16 protein-coding genes are annotated in these 16,572 nt (G+C 74.4%); 4 read left to right on the forward strand and 12 right to left on the reverse strand.

The genetic code is table 11. The annotated features are described in order from the left end of the window. Positions 1-132: 132 nt before the first annotated feature. The 5 genes from IG88_RS0117440 to infC all read right to left on the reverse strand — a co-directional run bounded on the left by IG88_RS0117440 (position 133) and on the right by infC (position 3,795). Entirely contained in the window at positions 133-1,272 is a 1,140-nt protein-coding gene (locus IG88_RS0117440; protein WP_031041523.1) for a sensor histidine kinase, read from the reverse strand. A 50-nt stretch (positions 1,273-1,322) separates the two neighbouring features. Continuing rightward, positions 1,323-2,171, reverse strand: a complete 849-nt coding sequence (locus tag IG88_RS0117445) for a TrmH family RNA methyltransferase (RefSeq protein ID WP_031041526.1) — start codon at positions 2,169-2,171, stop codon at positions 1,323-1,325. A gap of 182 nt (positions 2,172-2,353) precedes the next feature. Continuing rightward, complete coding sequence (gene rplT / locus IG88_RS0117450; RefSeq protein ID WP_003977226.1) at positions 2,354-2,737, reverse strand: 50S ribosomal protein L20; 384 nt, start codon at positions 2,735-2,737, stop codon at positions 2,354-2,356. Between the two features lie 97 nt (positions 2,738-2,834). Further along, on the reverse strand, positions 2,835-3,029 hold the full coding sequence (rpmI, locus tag IG88_RS0117455) for a 50S ribosomal protein L35 (RefSeq protein WP_003977225.1): 195 nt from the start codon (positions 3,027-3,029) through the stop codon (positions 2,835-2,837). A 112-nt stretch (positions 3,030-3,141) separates the two neighbouring features. Beyond that, the gene (gene infC / locus IG88_RS0117460) at positions 3,142-3,795 is read right to left on the reverse strand and encodes a translation initiation factor IF-3 (RefSeq protein WP_063760623.1); all 654 of its coding nucleotides are present in this window, start codon (positions 3,793-3,795) and stop codon (positions 3,142-3,144) included. A gap of 384 nt (positions 3,796-4,179) precedes the next feature. Between infC and IG88_RS0117465 the strand changes: the two genes are divergently transcribed. Continuing rightward, on the forward strand, positions 4,180-4,545 hold the full coding sequence (locus IG88_RS0117465) for a DUF1844 domain-containing protein (RefSeq protein ID WP_030399193.1): 366 nt from the start codon (positions 4,180-4,182) through the stop codon (positions 4,543-4,545). Positions 4,546-4,577: 32 nt separating this feature from the next. Here the strand turns inward: IG88_RS0117465 and IG88_RS0117470 are convergent, their stop codons facing one another. Next, a complete protein-coding gene (locus IG88_RS0117470) occupies positions 4,578-5,309 on the reverse strand; it encodes an SseB family protein (RefSeq protein WP_031041529.1) in 732 nt (243 codons plus the stop codon). A 117-nt stretch (positions 5,310-5,426) separates the two neighbouring features. Here IG88_RS0117470 and IG88_RS0117475 point away from each other — a divergent pair, with 117 nt between their 5' ends. After that, complete coding sequence (locus IG88_RS0117475) at positions 5,427-6,401, forward strand: serine hydrolase (protein WP_031041532.1); 975 nt, start codon at positions 5,427-5,429, stop codon at positions 6,399-6,401. Positions 6,402-6,426: 25 nt separating this feature from the next. On the opposite strand, the gene mycP is transcribed toward IG88_RS0117475, so the two are convergent. Beyond that, a complete protein-coding gene (gene mycP / locus IG88_RS0117480) occupies positions 6,427-7,611 on the reverse strand; it encodes a type VII secretion-associated serine protease mycosin (RefSeq protein ID WP_031041535.1) in 1,185 nt (394 codons plus the stop codon). Then, complete coding sequence (locus IG88_RS44295) at positions 7,608-8,846, reverse strand: hypothetical protein (protein WP_234332176.1); 1,239 nt, start codon at positions 8,844-8,846, stop codon at positions 7,608-7,610. The genes mycP and IG88_RS44295 overlap by 4 nt, the downstream gene beginning before the upstream one ends. 1,064 nt (positions 8,847-9,910) lie before the next feature. Here IG88_RS44295 and IG88_RS0117490 point away from each other — a divergent pair. After that, positions 9,911-11,113 (forward strand): amino acid deaminase/aldolase, encoded by a 1,203-nt coding sequence (locus IG88_RS0117490; protein WP_031041539.1) that lies wholly within the window; start codon positions 9,911-9,913, stop codon positions 11,111-11,113. Positions 11,114-11,179: 66 nt separating this feature from the next. On the opposite strand, the gene IG88_RS0117495 is transcribed toward IG88_RS0117490, so the two are convergent. The 4 genes from IG88_RS0117495 to IG88_RS0117510 are packed head-to-tail and all read right to left on the reverse strand — an operon-like array spanning position 11,180 to position 15,717. Further along, complete coding sequence (locus IG88_RS0117495; RefSeq protein ID WP_031041543.1) at positions 11,180-12,115, reverse strand: DUF2510 domain-containing protein; 936 nt, start codon at positions 12,113-12,115, stop codon at positions 11,180-11,182. Positions 12,116-12,152: 37 nt separating this feature from the next. Beyond that, the gene (locus IG88_RS0117500) at positions 12,153-12,935 is read right to left on the reverse strand and encodes a 3-oxoacyl-ACP reductase (protein WP_031041546.1); all 783 of its coding nucleotides are present in this window, start codon (positions 12,933-12,935) and stop codon (positions 12,153-12,155) included. Continuing rightward, on the reverse strand, positions 12,932-14,335 hold the full coding sequence (locus IG88_RS0117505; protein WP_031041549.1) for an aldehyde dehydrogenase family protein: 1,404 nt from the start codon (positions 14,333-14,335) through the stop codon (positions 12,932-12,934). The genes IG88_RS0117500 and IG88_RS0117505 overlap by 4 nt, the downstream gene beginning before the upstream one ends. Positions 14,336-14,343: 8 nt before the next feature. Next, on the reverse strand, positions 14,344-15,717 hold the full coding sequence (locus tag IG88_RS0117510) for a glutamine synthetase family protein (RefSeq protein WP_031041553.1): 1,374 nt from the start codon (positions 15,715-15,717) through the stop codon (positions 14,344-14,346). A 104-nt stretch (positions 15,718-15,821) separates the two neighbouring features. On the opposite strand from IG88_RS0117510, the gene IG88_RS0117515 reads away from it, so the two are divergent. Further along, on the forward strand, positions 15,822-16,532 hold the full coding sequence (locus IG88_RS0117515; RefSeq protein ID WP_031041556.1) for a FadR/GntR family transcriptional regulator: 711 nt from the start codon (positions 15,822-15,824) through the stop codon (positions 16,530-16,532). The last annotated feature ends 40 nt before the right edge of the window (positions 16,533-16,572 follow it).

Here is a 16,572-nt window from a genome sequence, read left to right on the forward strand (position 1 = left end):
CCGTCTACGGTCCGGGGACGAGCTGAGACGCTTCGTCTCCGGATCCGGACGCAAAGGTGCCAAAGACCGAGTCTAACGGGGCGGTGGAACGCGGATCACGCCCGTGGGGTCGTCGGCCGCCTCTGGTGCTTCTCAGGTGAGGTACGCCGGTGCCGCCACGGGCAACGTAAATCGGAACTCGGCGCCGCCTCCGGGGGCGCGGCCGACCGTGATGGTGCCGCCGTGGGCCTCGACGATGCCCTTGACGATGTACAGCCCGAGGCCGGTGCCACCGCGTTTGCTGCCCCGCCAGAAGCGGGTGAAGACGCGGTTCATGGACTCCTCCGGGATGCCCGCCCCCTCGTCGCTCACCGTGACCGACGTGCCGGTGTCCTCCCCTTCGCGGGGGGACGCCGTGGGCGTGACGTCAATGGTGACGGTTCCCTCGCCGTGCCGCACGGCATTTTCCAGCAGGTTGCTGAGTACCTGGTCGATCTTGTCGGGGTCGGCCCACAGGCCGGGCAGCGGATGCGCGAGGCGGAGCAGGAACCGGTCGGCCTCCTGGCCCGCGGCGACGTACGCCTGGATGTGCCGGCCGACGGCGGCGCCGATGTCGACGGGCTGGCGGCGGACCTCCAGCCGCCCGGAGTCGATCCGGGAGATGTCCAGCAGCTCGGCGATGAGCCGCGTGACCCGGTCGGCGTCCGCGTCGACGGTTTCCAGCATCAGCCGCTTCTGGTCGTCGGTGAACCGCTCCCACTTGGCCAGCAGCGTGGCGGTGAAGCCCTTGACGGAGGTGAGCGGGGAGCGCAGTTCGTGGGCGACGGTGGCTATCAGCTCGGCGTGGCTGCGCTCGGTGCGGCGGCGGGCCTCGGTGTCGCGCAGGGTGACGACGACCCGGTGGACGGGGCCGAGGCGTTCGGTGCGGACGTAGCGGGCGGTGACCAGGACCTCCCGGCCGCCGGGGAGCAGGAGGTTGCGCTCGGGCTGCCGGACGCGGATGGCGAGGCCGCCGTAGGGGTCGGTGAGCTGCCACCAGCGGCGGCCCTCCAGGTCCTCCAGGGGCAGCGCGCTCTCCAGGCGCTGCCCGAGGGCTTCGGCGGCGGGGGTGGCGGTGATGCGGACGGCGGCGGCGTTGAAGCAGATCACCCGTCCGTGCTCGTCGGCGACGACGAGGCCGTCGGGCAGTTGGTCCGGATCGAGGCCGAGGTCGGCGAGTTCACCGGGGGCGCGGGGCGCGGGCGGACGCGGCACCTGGCGTGCTCCCGGGGCGCTGCTCGTGCCGACGCTCATTCCCGTACCCCACCTCTCAACCGCGCAGGGGCCCTGAGCTGGTCACTCTACTAGTTCGCGGTGACGGAGCGGCACCCTCCGGCGGCGCGCTGTGCACGCGCCGACGCGTAGAGACATACGGCGGCGGCGGTCGCGAGGTTCAGGCTCTCCGCCTTCCCGTGGATCGGGACCCGCAGGACGGCGTCGGCGAGGGCGCGGGTCTCCTCCGGGAGTCCCCAGGCCTCGTTGCCGAACACCCAGGCCGTGGGCCCGCCCATGGTGCCCGCGTCCAGCTCGGCGTCCAGGTCGTGCTCGCCGGCGCCGTCGGCGGCCAGCACCCGCACACCCGCGTCGCGCAGTCCGGCGACGGCGTGCTCGACGGGTACGCCGACGGCGACCGGCAGGTGGAACAGGGAGCCGACGGAGGCGCGTACGGCCTTGGGGTTGTACAGGTCGACGGAGGCGTCGGTGAGCACGACCGCCTCGGCGCCGGCGGCGTCGGCGCACCGCAGCACGGTCCCGGCGTTGCCGGGGTCCCGGACGTGCGCGAGAACGGCGACGAGCCGGGGCCGCGCGGCCAGGATCTCCTCGAACGGCGTGTCCAGGAACCGGCAGACCCCGACCAGCCCCTGCGGGGTGACGGTGGTGGAGATGTCCTCGATCACCGAGTCGGCGGCGAGGTGCACCCGGGCGCCGACGTCACGGGCGGCCCCGACGATGTCGGCGTACCGCTCGGCGGCCTCCACGGTGGCGAACAGCTCGACCAGCGTCTGCCCGTACTCCGCCGCCTCCCGCACGGCCTGCGGCCCCTCGGCCAGGAACAGCCGCTCCTTCCCCCGGAAGTTCCGCTTCCCGAGCCGCCGGGCGGCGGCGACACGGGGGGAACGGGGGGAGATCAGCTCGGGGGCGGCTGGGCGCACTCTTCTCACCTTCACATATGAATCGACGCGGGCTGGGGCGCCCCGTCAGGGGCGCGGGGAACTGCGCGACCAGCCACGACGGCTCCGCAGCCGAACGACGGGCCAAGGCGGCGGGCAACCGAAGGGACCCGCAGGCTCCAGCCTGCGGGTCCCTTCGACAACCGGCTAAAGCCGGCGCAGCGTCACGCCGCCTTCGGCGCGTTCACGTCGCTCGGCAGCGCCTTCTGCGCGACCTCGACGAGCGCGGCGAAGGCGTTCGGGTCGTTGACGGCCAGCTCGGCGAGGATCTTGCGGTCGACCTCGACGTTGGCGGCCTTCAGGCCCTGGATGAAGCGGTTGTACGTGATGCCGTTGGCGCGGGCAGCGGCGTTGATGCGCTGGATCCACAGCTGGCGGAAGTCACCCTTGCGCTTCTTGCGGTCGTTGTAGTTGTAGACCAGCGAGTGGGTGACCTGCTCCTTGGCCTTGCGGTACAGGCGCGAACGCTGACCGCGGTAGCCGGAGGCCTGCTCGAGGATCGCCCGGCGCTTCTTGTGGGCGTTGACTGCCCGCTTGACGCGTGCCACTTGTTAACTCCTTGTAGCGGGGCCGCGGTGGTCCTCACGCGGCCCGGTATCGAATGGGTCCCGGTCCTGCCGTACGGCGCTCAGCGGCGCCCGTACGTCACTTGCCGAGAAGCTTCTTGATCTTCGCGGCGTCGCCCGGGGCCATCTCGGCGTTGCCGGTGAGGCGACGCGTCACGCGGGACGACTTGTGCTCGAGCAGGTGGCGCTTGCCGGCGCGCTCACGGAGCACCTTGCCGGAGCCGGTGATCTTGAAGCGCTTGCTGGCACCGCTGTGCGACTTGTTCTTCGGCATAGCGCCGTTCTCTCCTCGTCGGTGGCGCTCCGGTGCCCGGTCGTGAAACCGGGCACGGGTGGAGCGTCGCTCTGGTATCGGTTGTGTCCTGGGGACTGGCGGTCCCCCGGGGTCACGCTTCGGCGGGTGCCTCGGCCGGGGCCTCGGCCTCCGCGACGTCGGCCTCCGCGGCGTTCTGCGACTTGCCGGGGTTCGCCTTCGCGTCCGCCTTGCGCGCTTCCTGCGCCTGGCGGGCCTCGGCCATCGCCTCGGTCTTCTTCTTGTGCGGACCGAGGACCATGATCATGTTTCGGCCGTCCTGCTTCGGGTTCGACTCCACGAAGCCGAGGTCCTGGACGTCCTCCGCGAGACGCTGCAGCAGCCGGTAGCCGAGCTCCGGCCGGGACTGCTCGCGACCGCGGAACATGATCGTGATCTTGACCTTGTCGCCCTGCTTGAGGAACCGGACGACGTGACCCTTCTTGGTGTCATAGTCGTGCGGGTCGATCTTCGGCCGGAGCTTCATCTCCTTGATGACCGTGTGCGCCTGGTTCTTGCGCGCCTCACGGGCCTTCATGGCCGACTCGTACTTGAACTTCCCGTAGTCCATGAGCTTGCACACGGGCGGACGGGCGTTCGCCGCGACCTCGACGAGATCGAGGTCGTACTCCTGCGCAAGCTCCAGGGCCTTGGCAAGCGGGACAATCCCGACCTGCTCGCCACTGGGACCGACAAGTCGCACCTCGGGAACGCGAATCCGGTCGTTGATGCGGGGCTCGGCGCTGATGGATCCTCCTCGGTAGCACCACGCGACGGTCTGGCGGACAGCCGCGTAACGTCTGTGTTCGATAGACCTAACCGCGCCGGCACACAAAAAATGCCCCGGACGATCACAGGCGGGGCTCCTCGAACTGCTACCGGAGCACCGCCGCGATGACCGCGGGGCGCGATTTCGGGCTGGTCACCGCCGCTGGGACGGGACCGCCTGACCGGTGACCCGCCGTCCTGAGGACGGCCAGGTGGGAGTTCGAAGCCTCCACTTGTGGGCCGGATACGCTGCCGTGGGCGTACGTGTCCGACCGGTCGTTACACAAGGTTAGCAGCTCGGCGGAGCGAGGGCTAACCGAGTCCGGGTGGGGTCCGCTCCCCCGCTGCGCCTATCGTGTGCGGCATGAGTGAGACCCCTGCTGAATCCTCGGCGAATCCCGACTTCGACGCCATGGCCCGCGACATCGCCGAGGTCCCGGCGGTCGAGGTGATCGTGACGGTCGCCGTCAACCTGATGAGCGCCGCCGCCGTGAAGCTGGGCCTGACCGAGGAGGGCGAGGACCACAAGGACCTGGACGAGGCCCGCAAGCTGGTGCACGCGCTGGCCGGTCTGCTGGACGCGACCGCGACCGAGATCAGCTCGTTCCACGCGGCGCCGCTGCGCGACGGTCTGAAGTCGCTCCAACTGGCCTTCCGCGAGGCCTCGCTGGTCCCGGACGAGCCGGGCCAGGGGCCGGGCGAGAAGTACACGGGCGCGGTCTACGGCTGACCGCCGCCCCGCCCCGGGTTCGGCCCCGGAAGCTACCCCCGCACGTACAAGGGCTCGCCCGGTGGCGTCGCCCCGGCCGGCAGCAGTGCCAGGTCGAGGCCGCGCACCAGGCGGGCCCTCAGTGTGTCGTCGGCGGCCAGCCGCTCGGCGACCGCGCGGGCGGCCCTCGCCGCGTCGGCGTCCGGGTCCAGGACCAGCGCGAGCGTGCCGTCGGCCCGTCCGGGCCCGAGGTGGGCGCGGCGCACCGCGGGCTCGCCGGCCAGTGCGGCGCGCACGGCTTCGGCCACGGCCGGGTCGGCGAGCGGGTCGGCCGTCGTACGCCCCTCGGCCAGCGCCAGCAGCACCGGTCCGGTCAGCTCGAACGGCACCGGCCCCGCCAGGTCCAGTACGACGGTGTCGGCCTTCTCGTGCGCGGCGGCCTCCAGCGCCTGGTGCACGGGTACGGCGACGGGGCGGGCCGCGGGGTCCCAGCGGGCGAGCGATTCCGTGGAGGTGAAGGCGGGCAGCGCGGTGCGGTGGCCCGCCTTCAGGGTCGGTACGGCCATGTCGCTGGTCTTCTCGCGGCGCAGCCCGTTCTCGTCCTCCTCCACCTCTCCGAGCACGGCGACGACGGGCACGAGCAGCCGGGCGCCCTTGAGCGCTTCGAGGACCGGCGGCACGGCGGTGCGGTCCTCGGCCCAGGCGGCGAGCGCGGCGCTCAGCCGGGGGTCGGCGGAGCCGTCGTCGTCGGAGAAGGCGGAGTCGGGGATGTTCTTGTTCGCCACGGTCCCCGACCCTATCGGGGTGTGCGAGGCGTTCCTCACCGGCCTCTGACGGAACTCTGAGCCGGTTCTCACCCCAGCCCCACGGCCCGCACAGCAACCGCCCGGACCATCGCGGCCATGGCATCCTCCAGAGGCCGCCGGCGGGCACCCCGGCGGCCCGCCCGGGTCCGTACCGCCCTGATCGCGTCCGCCGTCGTCGTCGCCGCCACGGCCACCGGCGCGGTGTACTGGCAGGGCCACGCGCGCCAGGGCGCGGGCGGCGCCGTGTCGTCGGCGTCCTCGGCACCCTCGGGCGAGGAGGAATCGGTGGAGACGGTCGAACCGACGCAGGCGGCCCGTCCGGCGGCCGACGGTGACGCACTGCTGGCGGCGGCCATGGCCTCGGTGCCGGTGGCCGACGGCGCGGAGGTGTCGGTGGCGGTGCTGGACCCGGACTCCGGCCGGAGCGCCTCGTACGGCACGGGCGCCTTCGACACGGCGAGCATCGTCAAGGTCGACATCCTGGCGGCGCTGCTGCTCCAGGCACAGGACGCGGGGCGTACGCCGACCGCCGCGGAGAAGGCGTACGCCACCGCGATGATCGAGGACAGCGACAACGACTCGGCCTCGGCGCTGTGGCGGGCGATCGGGACGGCCGACGGGCTCGACGCCGCGAACGCGCGCTTCGGGCTGACGGGGACGGCGGGCGGTGCCGGTCCGCTGTGGGGCCTGACGCAGACCACCGCGGCCGATCAGGTGACGCTGCTGCGTCAGGTGTTCGTGGCGGACGGCTCGGCGTTGAGCGAGGCGTCCCGCGCGTATGTGCGGGGGCTGATGGAGCACGTCTCCGACGGTCAGCGGTGGGGGGTGTCGGCGGCGGCCGACGGGGCCGGCGGTTCGGCGTGGGCGCTGAAGAACGGCTGGCTGCGGCGCAGCACCACCGGACTGTGGGTCGTCAACAGCATCGGGCGGGTCGAGTCCGGCGGCCGCGGCTGTCTGGTGGCGGTGGTGTCGCGGGGCAGTGGCACGCAGGCGCAGGGGATCGCGCTGACGGAGGCGGCGGCCCGGGCTGCGGTGGAGGTCCTCGCCGACGACGGCACCCGGACCCCGTAGGGGCGGACCGGGCTGCTCCGCCGGATCAGAATCCGTCGCCGGGGCGTTCGCGGCGGCCCCGCCACAGGACGACGGCCGCGACGACCAGGACGCTGCCCGCGCCGCCGGCCAGCGGTGCGGCCCAGGCCGCGGTGCCGTCGCCGGAGTCGGGGACGTCGGGGCCCGGGCCGAAGTACTCGTCTCCGTACGCCGCCGCCTTGAGGCCCTCGGGCTTCAGCCGTCCGGCGGCCTCCATGGCGGCGACCGGGTCGACGAACCCGAAGCCGCGGGAGTCGTCGCGGCCCCCGGCCGGGGCGTTGCGGGCGGTGTCCTCCAGGAGGGCCTTGACCTGGGCCGGGGTGAGGTCCGGGTGGGCCGCCTTCACCAGGGCGGCGGCTCCGGAGACGAAGGCGGAGGCGGCGCTGGTGCCCCAGCCCTCGTAGTAGCGGTGGTCGGGGTCGGCGATGATCACGTCGACGCCGGGGGCGCTGACCGTGGCGTACCAGCGGCGGGTGGAGAAGGCGGCGCGGGTGCCGTAGCGGTCGACGGCGGTCGCGGCGATCACGCCCGGGTAGGCGGCCGGGTAGGAGACGTGGTCGCCGAGCTCGCCGCCGTTGCCGGCCGAGGCGACGACGACCACGCCCTTCTTCAGGGCGTACTGGATGGCCTCGTCCTCGCCGGGCTCGGGGTGGGCGGAGGCGGAGTCGTCGCCGAGGGAGAGGTTGATGATGTCGGCGCCGTGGTCGGCGGCCCAGCGGATGCCCTCGGCCAGGGCGTTGCCGCGGGTCTTGCGGGCCTTGGCGCGGGAGGGGTCGCCGTCCTCCAGGATCACGCGCACGGGGAGGATCCTGGCCTCCGGGGCGATGCCCATGACCCCCTCGGCGTTGCCGGGGCCGTGTCCGTGACCGGCGATGATCCCGGCCATGGCGGTGCCGTGCCGGGCCCAGGAGCGGTCGCCCTCGCTCGCGCCGAAGCCGACCAGGTCCGTGCCGGCCAGGACGTTGCCGACCAGGTCGGGGTGGTCGGCCTCGACGCCGGTGTCCAGGACGGCGACGGTGACGCCGGCACCCTTGGTGGTGCGCCACGCCTCCTGGGTGTGCAGGGCGTCCAGGGCCCACTGCCGGGCGCGGATGCCGTCGGCGTGCGCGGCGGGCGCCGGGGCGAGGGCGAGGGCGGCGGCGAGGAGGAGGCTCAGGGCCCCGGTCCCGCGGCGGAGGTCTGCGGGGGTCACGACGGGTGCTCCGTGGGGGCGCCGACGTTCTTGCGCAGGGCGCGTTCGACGCGGTCGGCGAGGCCCTTGGCCTCGTGGCCGAGGCCGGCCTGGGCGGGGGCGGACGCGGCGCCCGACTCGACGGCCTCCTCGGCGGGTTCGGGTACGTCGACGGTGCGGTCGTCGGCCCAGCCGGACACGGCGTAGACGACGACGGGGGCGTCGGTGAGCACGGAAACGGTCCACGACGCCCGCTGCCGGGCGCCGAAGCCCTCGGCGACGGTGTTGTCCGCCGCGTACGGCAGCGGCATGAGGTCGGTCCGGCGGCCCAGGCCCTCCTTCTCGAAACGGCCGGCCAGCGAGGTCATGGCGGCGGCGTCGGCCTTGGTGAAGAGCAGGCCGACGGTGGTGACGTGGCTCTGGGTGGCGTCGGTGTACGTGGCGCGCAGCAGGCGTGCGCAGCCGACGGGGTCGAGCACCTTGGCCAGGAGCCGGTCGAAGGCGCCGGCGCAGGTGCCGTCCGGTGCGACGGCGACCCGCGTCCAGGTGCGGTCGGCTCCGCCGGGGCCGGCGCCCTTGCCCTGGACCGTGGGCGGGAACAGCTCGTCGACGGGCACGCTGTGCCACAGTTCCCCGGCCTGCGCGTACGCGCTGCGCGCGCCGTCGTCGCCGGAGTCCCCGGCGAGCCAGCTCCCGGTGACGGCTCCGGTGAGGAGTCCCACGCCGAGCACGAGACATACGGCGGCGGCGAGGGCCTGGGGGCGCGGACGCCGACCGAGCGGACGCGGCCGGGCCGGTCCGTCGTATCCCTCGGGCTCGCCGAAGGAGACCCGGGGCCGTACACCGGCGGGGGGCGCCGGCGGGTCCGGGGTGCCCCAGGAGAAGGCGGGGTCGGGACGCGGCGTGGGGAGGTGCGTCCGGGACACCGGCTCCGATGTCGGCTCCTCCCCCGTCTCCGCCGGGACCGTCTCCGCCGGGACCGGGCGCAGGCGGGCGGTCGTCTCCGTCGGCGTCTGCGCGGGCGCACCGGTGCGGTGGGCCGGCGTGCCGACGGTCGGCGCGGTGTCGGGGAAACGGGCGGAGGCCCGGGGCGGCGCGGGCTCGGGGTCCCCGGCCCGGGAGTCGCCGAGCCGCAAACGCGGGTAGCGGGGCCCGCGCCCGGCGGTTTCCGTGGTCCCGTCCGCGCCGTCCGTACGCTGCGCCGGGGTGGAGGAGGGGGCGCCGAGGTGCCCGCTCGAACCGGAACGCGCGGGCACCTGTCCGGGCGGAGTGCCGGGACGCGGCGGTGTCGGCGGGCGGGAGGGAACCACCGGCCCGCCGGAGACACCGTCCTCCGCGGCGGGGGCCATCCCCTCCGGCTCGGGCCCGGGGTGGGGCGGGATCCCGGGATGCCGGGGCGACTCAGCGCGTGCCGATGCCTCCACGCCCGGCGACGCCGGAGAACGGGGGGACATGCCGGGGCGCGGCGGCACGTCCGCACCCGACGGTATCCCGGCACCCGACGGCACCCCCGAACCGGGCGACGCCGGACGAGAACCGGGCGACGCCGGACGACTGGAGGACACCCCGGAACGCGGCGGCACCTCCGCACCCGGAGCCGTCTCCCGGCGACGCACCGTCCCGGGACGCGACGAGGACGCCCCACCCGACGGCACACCAGCACGCGGCGCCGCACCGGAACGCGGCGGCACCTCCCCACCCGGCGCCTTACCGGGACGCGGCGGCACCCCGGTGCTCGGCGGTGCCCCGGTGCTGGGCGGCAGGTCGGGGGCCGACGGCGTCACCGGGTCCGGCGACGACGGGCGGTGGGGCGGCGTGAGTGGACGCGGCGGTGCCTCGGGGTGCGGCTCCGGCCCGGGGTGCCGCGGCGGGTCTACGGCCGGTGGCGGCGCGGCGTGGGGAGGTGCGTCCGGCCGGGACGGTGTGTCCGCGCCCGGCGGTGTCCGGGGGTGCGGGGACGTGGCGGCGCGTGGCGGTGTCTCGGGGCGGGGCGGGTACGGGGGGAGGGAGGCGCGGCGCGCTTCCGTGCTCATGCACCCCCCGTTCCTCTGGCCCGGGCCGTTTCTCCGGCGCGGGCCGGTGATGTGGTCTCCTGCCCCGGCCCGGCGCGGAACCGTTCCGTCCCGGGCACGCATACCCGCGCGGGAGGGCCGCCATCCCGGCGTGGGCCGCGGGGCCCCGCCGCGGGGTCCGGGCCCGCCGTGCGTGCGCGTCACTCTACGGCGTGACCCCGCCGTAGGGGGAACCAGTCCGCACGCCCGTGGCATTGGCCCGGATCGTCCCCCTACCCTGCGGTAATCCTGTCTGGCAGGCTGCCGTCATGACCGCACGTGCCGCCGACCGGGCCCGTTACGACCGGGCCACCGCCCACCTGGACGCCCCCGTGGCGATCGTGGACCTGGAGGCCTTCGACGCCAACGCGGACGACCTGGTCCGCCGGGCCGGCGGCAAGCCGGTCCGGGTCGCCAGCAAGTCCGTACGCTGCCGTGCGCTGCTGGAACGGGCCCTGGCCAGGGACGGCTTCGCGGGCGTCATGTCGTTCACGCTGGCCGAGTCCCTGTGGCTGGCGCGTTCCGGTTTCGAGGACGTGCTGCTCGCCTATCCGTCGGCGGACCGCGCCGGGTACGCGGAGCTGACCGCCGACCCGAAGCTCGCCTCGGCGGTGACCGTGATGGTCGACGATCCGGCGCAGCTCGACCTCGTGGACGCGGCCCGCGACGGCGGGCGGGAAGTCGTGCGGGTCTGCCTGGAGTTGGACACCTCGCTGAAGCTGTTCGGGGGACGGGTGCGGGTCGGGGCCCGGCGCTCGCCGCTGCACTCCCCCGGCGAAGTCGCCGACCTGGCCCGCGCGGTGGCCCGCCGGCCGGGGTTCGAGGTCGTCGGCATCATGGCGTACGAGGGGCATGTCGCCGGGGTGGGGGACGCGGTCGCCGGGCGTCCGCTGCGCTCGCGTGCCGTGCGGCTGATGCAGGCCGCCGCGCGCCGCGAACTGGCCGAGCGGCGGGCGGCGGTGGTGCGGGCGGTGCGGGCCGTGGTGCCCGGCCTGGAGTTCGTCAACGGCGGCGGCACGGGCAGCGTGCAGCACACCGCCGCGGAGGACGCGGTCACGGAGATCGCGGCCGGTTCCGGGCTGTACGTGCCGCGGCTGTTCGACAACTACACGTCCTTCCGCGGCCGTCCGGCGGCGCTGTTCGCGCAGCCCGTCGTACGGCGGCCGGGGGTCGGGGCCGTGACGGTCCTCGGCGGCGGCTATCCGGCCTCCGGCGCGGCGGGCGCCGACCGGCTGCCGGTGCCGTACCTGCCCGAGGGGCTGCGCTACGACCCCCAGGAGGGCGCCGGCGAGGTGCAGACGCCGCTGCTGGGCCCGCCCGCCGACGACCTGCTGATCGGCGACAAGGTGTGGTTCCGGCACGCCAAGGCCGGGGAGCTGTGCGAGCGGTTCGACACGCTGCACCTGGTGGAGGGGGACACGGTGACGGCGACCGTGCCGACGTACCGGGGCGAGGGGCACACCTTCCTGTAGTGCGGCCTGCGGTGCCCTGTGGCGCGGCCTGTGTCACGGCCTGTGGGCGGGTCGCCCCCGGACGGGTCAGCCGGCCGGACCCAGGCCGCTGCCCACGCCGCCTCCCGTGTCGGCGTCGCCGATGGGCCGGATGCCCTTGGTGATGGTGTCCATGCCGGCCGGCGGCGGCCCGTCCTCGCCGGCGTCGAAGACGTAGCGGACGAGGATCGGGGACTCGGTGCCGACGGTGGAGGGGAACACCATCGACTGCACGTAACCGCCGGGCCCCTTGGCGGTCTTCACCCGCCAGCGCACGTAGTACCCGGCGCGTCCGGCGACCGCGACGGGGCCGGACGCCACCTCCTCGTGGGACTCGATGCCGCCGAAGGGCTTGTTGCCGATCAGGTCGACGTCGTACGCGTCGTCGGCGGCGTCCTCGATGTCCTGCCGCGCCAGTGCCTTCGGGGAGGACTCGGCGTTCGCCGTGACGGTGCGGGAGATGACGAGGCCGTGCCGGCACACGCTGCCGTCGGCGGGGCAGTCGTAGGTTCCGTCGGTGGTCATCATGACGTCGTCCTCGGCGACGTACCGTGGTCGTACCCAGCCGTCCAGCAGCGGGAAGGTGATGCCGTTGAGCTGGTCCTCGACCACGGAGGGGTCGTCGGCGGCGGGTTCGGAGGCGGTCGGTGCCGGGGACGGCGGGTCGCTCACCGGCGCCGGGTCGCCGGCGGTCGCCGTGACCGGCGGGGTCTGCGTGCGCGGGCTGCCGTCGTCGTCCTCGCCCAGCACCAGTACGCCGGTGACGATCGCCGCGACCAGCACGGCCGCGGCGGTGGTCACGGCGACGGCCTTCGCGCGTCCGCCGGTGCCCGTCCCGGCCTCCGGCTCCTGGTACGGGACCGGCGCGGGCCCGAACCCGGCGGGTTCCGGGGTGCGCCGGTGCTCCGTCCAGGCGGTGCCGTCCCACCAGCGTTCCCGGTGCGGGGCCGACGGGTCGCGGTACCAGCCGGGCGGCGGAGTCATGCTCATCCCGGCACTGTAGAACGCCGCCCGCGCCGTTCTACAGCGGTGTGACGTACGCCCCCGAGATCCCGCCGTCCACCAGGAAGTCGGTGGCGTTGACGAAGGAGGAGTCGTCGCTGGCCAGGAAGGCGACGGCGGCGGCGATCTCGTCGGCCTCGGCGAACCGTCCGAGCGGGATGTGGACGAGGCGCCGTGCGGCCCGCTCGGGGTCCTTGGCGAACAGCTCCTGAAGCAGCGGGGTGTTGACCGGCCCGGGGCACAACGCGTTGACGCGGATGCCCTCCCGGGCGAACTGCACGCCCAGTTCCCGGGACATGGCGAGGACCCCGCCCTTGGAGGCGGTGTACGAGATCTGGGAGGTGGCCGCGCCCATCCGGGCCACGAAGGACGCCGTGTTGATGACCGACCCCCGGCCCTGGCGCCGCATGTAGGGGATGGCGGCCTTGCAGCACAGGTAGACGGAGGTGAGGTTGACCTCCTGGACGCGCTTCCACGCCTCCAGGCCGGTCTCCAGGATGGAGTCGTCGTCGGGCGGTGAGATGCCGGCGTTGTTGAAGGCGACGTCGACGCTGCCGTAGGTGTCGTACGCCGCCGCGAACAGCGCCTCGACCTGTCCGGCGTCGGTGACGTCGGCCCTGACGAAGGTGCCGCCGGTCTCCTCGGCCGCGGCCCGGCCCCGGGTCTCGTCCACGTCGCCGCAGACGACGTGGGCGCCCTCGGAGGCGAGCCGGCGGGCGGAGGCGAGGCCGATGCCGCTGCCCGCGCCGGTGACGACGGCGGTGCGGCCGACGAGCCTGCGGCAGACGATGTCTTCGCTCACTGTGCGGGGTCCTCCGTGCTCGACGAGGTGTCGCTGATGAAGACGTTCTTGGTCTCGGTGAACGCGGTCAGCGCGTCCGGGCCCAGTTCACGCCCGAGACCGGACTGCTTGAACCCGCCGAACGGTGTCCAGTAGCGGACGCTGGCATGCGAGTTGACCGACAGGTTCCCGGCGCGCACCGCGCCCGACACGCGCAGGGCGCGGCCGACGTCCCGGGTCCACAGCGAGCCGGACAGGCCGTAGTCGGTGGCGTTGGCCAGGCGGATCGCGTCGGCCTCGTCCTCGAAGGGCAGGACGACGGCGACGGGTCCGAAGACCTCCTCGACGGCCACGGGCGCGTGCGCGTCGACGCCGGTGAGGACGGTCGGCGGGAACCAGAAGCCGGGGCCGCCCTCGGGTGCCTTGCCGCGGATGGCGGCGGCGTCGGCGGGGACGCGGGAGCGTACGCGCTCGAGCTGGGCGCGGGAGATCAGCGGGCCCATCTCGGTGCTCCCGTCGGCCGGGTCGCCGACGCGGACGGCCTCGATCGCGGGGGCGAGGAGGGCGAGGAAGCGGTCGTGGACGGACCGCTGGACGAGGATGCGGGTGCGGGCGCAGCAGTCCTGCCCCGCGTTGTCCAGGAAGGACATGGGCGTGGCCGCCGCGGCGGCGTCCAGGTCGGCGTCGGCGAAGACGATGCTCGGGCTCTTGCCGCCGAGTTCGAGGGTGACGGGCTTGAGGAGCGCCGCGGCCTTGGCGGCCACCCGGCGGCCCACGGCCGTTGACCCGGTGAAGACGATCTTGGCGACGCCCGGGTGCCCGACGAGCGCGTCGCCCGCGACCGGCCCGTGGCCGGGCAGCACCTGGAACAGGTTCTCGGGAAGGCCCGCCGCGAGGGCGAGTTCGGCCAGGCGCAGCGCGGTGAGCGGGGTCGTCTCGGCGGGCTTGAGGAGGACCGCGTTGCCCGCCGCGAGCGCCGGTGCCGCGGCCCAGGCCGCGATCGGCATCGGGAAGTTCCAGGGGGCGACGACGCCGACGACGCCGAGGGGTTCGAGGAGGGTGACGTCCAGGCCGCCGGCGACCGGGATCTGGCGTCCGGTGAGCCGTTCCACTCCTCCGGCGGCGTAGTCGAGCAGGTCGCGGACGTTGCCGGCCTCCCAGCGGGCGTTGCCGAGCAGGTGCCCGGCCTCGCGGACCTCCAGGCGGGCCAGCTCCTCCAGGTGGTCGTCGACGACGGCGGCGAAGCGGCGCAGCAGGCGGGCCCGGTCGCCGGGGGCGAGGGCGGCCCAGGCGGTCTGCGCCCGGGCGGCGCGGGTGACGGCGGCGTCCACGTCGGCCGCGGAGGCGGCGGGGACGGTGGCGACGACCTCTTCGGTGGCGGGGTTCAGTACCCGTAGCTCGTCGGGGAGTTCCTCGGACAACCGGTGCCTCACATGCGTTCGAAGGAGCGGCGCAGTTCCCAGTCGGTGACGGCGGCGTCGAAGGCGTCCAGTTCGACGCGCGCCATGTTGCGGTAGTGGGCGACGACCTCGTCGCCGAAGGCGGCCTTGGCGAGGGTGCTGTTCTCCCACAGCTCGGCGGCCTCGCGCAGGGTGGTGGGGACGTGGGCGAAGTCGGCGGCGTAGGCGTTGCCGGGGCAGGGCTCGGGCAGCTCCAGCCGCTGCTCGATGCCGTGCAGTCCGGCGGCGACCATGCCGGCCACCGCGAGGTAGGGGTTGACGTCGCCGCCGGGGAGCCGGTTCTCGAAGCGGAGGGAGGGGCCGTGGCCGACGACGCGCAGGGCGCAGGTGCGGTTGTCGTGGCCCCAGGCGACGGCGGTCGGGGCGAAGGAGCCCGGCTGGAACCGCTTGTAGCTGTTGATGTGGGGGGCGTAGAGGAGGGCGAACTCCCGCAGCGCGACGAGTTGTCCGGCGAGGAAGTGCCGCATGACCTCGGACATCTCCCGGCCCTCGCCTCCGTCGGCCATGACGCTGCGGCCGTCGGGTCCGGTTTCGGCGAGCGAGAGGTGGATGTGGCAGGAGTTGCCCTCCAGCTCGTTGTACTTGGCCATGAAGGTGAGGGACATGCCCTCCTGGGCGGCGATCTCCTTGGCGCCGGTCTTGTAGACCGCGTGCTGGTCGCAGGTGACCAGGGCATCGTCGTAGCGGAAGACGATCTCGTGCTGGCCGGGGTTGCACTCGCCCTTGGCGGACTCGACGGTGAGACCGGCGCCGGCCATCTCGTTGCGGATGCGGCGCAGCAGGGGTTCGACGCGGCCGGTGCCGAGGACGGAGTAGTCGACGTTGTACTGGTTGGCCGGGGTCAGGCCGCGGTAGCCGGTGTCCCAGGCGTGTTCGTAGGTGTCGCGGAAGACGACGAACTCCAGCTCGGTGCCGGCCCGGGCGCGGTACCCGTGGGCGGCGAGCCGCTCCAACTGGCGGCGCAGGATCTGCCGGGGCGCGGCGGGCACCGGGGAGCCGTCCTCCCAGGCGAGGTCGGCGACGGCCAGTGCGGTGCCCTCGTGCCAGGGCAGCCTGCGCAGGGTGGCGGGGTCGGTGTGCAGGGCGAAGTCGCCGTAGCCGCGGTCCCAGGAGGACATGGCGTAGCCGTCGACGGTGTTCATGTCGGCGTCGACGGCGAGGAGGTAGTTGCAGCCCTCGGTGCCGTGTTCCAGGACCTCGTCGAGGAAGAAGCGCGCGGCGAACCGCTTGCCCTGGAGGCGGCCCTGCATGTCGGGGAAGGCCAGGACGACGGTGTCGATGTCTCCGGCGGCGACGAGGGCGTGCAGTTCCTCGACCCCGAGCGGGGGTGTGCGGTCTGCCACGGGGAGAGCCTCCTTCTGGCCGGGAGCCATAAGGTATGGCGGGGAACCTTTGGTTGGGAAGGGGGCGCGGCCGCGTGCGGGAGGAATCCGGGGGTGCCGGGAGCGTGACGGACCGGCTGGCGCCGGTGCTGCGGCCGGTACGGGCGGGCAACGGCTTCGAGGAGGCGCTGGAGCAGATCCTCCAGGTCGTCAGGCTGGGTCTGGTGGCGGGCGGCGAGCGGCTGCCGGCCGAACGGGAGCTGGCACGGCGGCTGGGGATCAGCCGGGTGACGCTGCGGGAGGTGCTGCGGGTGCTCCAGGACCAGGGGCTGGTCCGGGCCCGGCGGGGGCGGTACGGCGGAACGTTCGTGCTGCCGCGCGCGGACGCGGCCGGTGAGGACGAGCTGCGGCGCCGGGTGGCGGGGGTCGACATCGAGGACGTGCTGCGCTTCCGGGAGGTGCTGGAGACGGGAGCGGCCGGGCTGTGCGCGGCCCACGGGCTGACCGGCGCGCAGGAGGCGCGGCTGCGCGGGGCGCTGGCCGGTACGCGGGACGCGCCGCTGGGGCAGTACCGGCGGCGGGACACGATGCTGCACCTCACCCTCGCGGAGCTGTGCGGCTCACCGGCGCTGGCGGCGCAGTACGCGGCCGTCCGGGCCAGCCTCAACGACCTGCTGGACTGCATCCCGCTGCTGGTGCGCAACCTGGAGCACTCCCAGCGGCAGCACGCGGCGCTGGTGGGGGCGGTGCTGGACGGGGACGCGGACGGGGCGCGGGAGATCGCGCGGGAGCACTGCGCGGGGACGGCGGCGCTGCTGCGCGGGTTCCTGGCGTGAGGGCTTGCCGTGGGTCCGGCCCCGCGGCAAAGGTGTGGGA

The organism is Streptomyces sp. NRRL F-5650 (genome assembly GCF_000721365.1).
In the GTDB taxonomy this organism is placed as follows: Bacteria; Actinomycetota; Actinomycetes; order Streptomycetales; family Streptomycetaceae; genus Streptomyces; species Streptomyces ardesiacus.

What these genes read in the sequence shown, in the direction of transcription:
- IG88_RS0117440 (WP_031041523.1), bottom strand. Translation starts at nt 1,272, where the DNA reads ATGAGCGTCGGCACGAGCAGCGCCCCGGGAGCACGCCAGGTGCCGCGT.
- rpmI (WP_003977225.1), bottom strand. Translation starts at nt 3,029, where the DNA reads ATGCCGAAGAACAAGTCGCACAGCGGTGCCAGCAAGCGCTTCAAGATC.
- IG88_RS0117465 (WP_030399193.1), top strand. Translation starts at nt 4,180, where the DNA reads ATGAGTGAGACCCCTGCTGAATCCTCGGCGAATCCCGACTTCGACGCC.
- IG88_RS0117475 (WP_031041532.1), top strand. Translation starts at nt 5,427, where the DNA reads ATGGCATCCTCCAGAGGCCGCCGGCGGGCACCCCGGCGGCCCGCCCGG.
- IG88_RS0117490 (WP_031041539.1), top strand. Translation starts at nt 9,911, where the DNA reads ATGACCGCACGTGCCGCCGACCGGGCCCGTTACGACCGGGCCACCGCC.
- IG88_RS0117495 (WP_031041543.1), bottom strand. Translation starts at nt 12,115, where the DNA reads ATGACTCCGCCGCCCGGCTGGTACCGCGACCCGTCGGCCCCGCACCGG.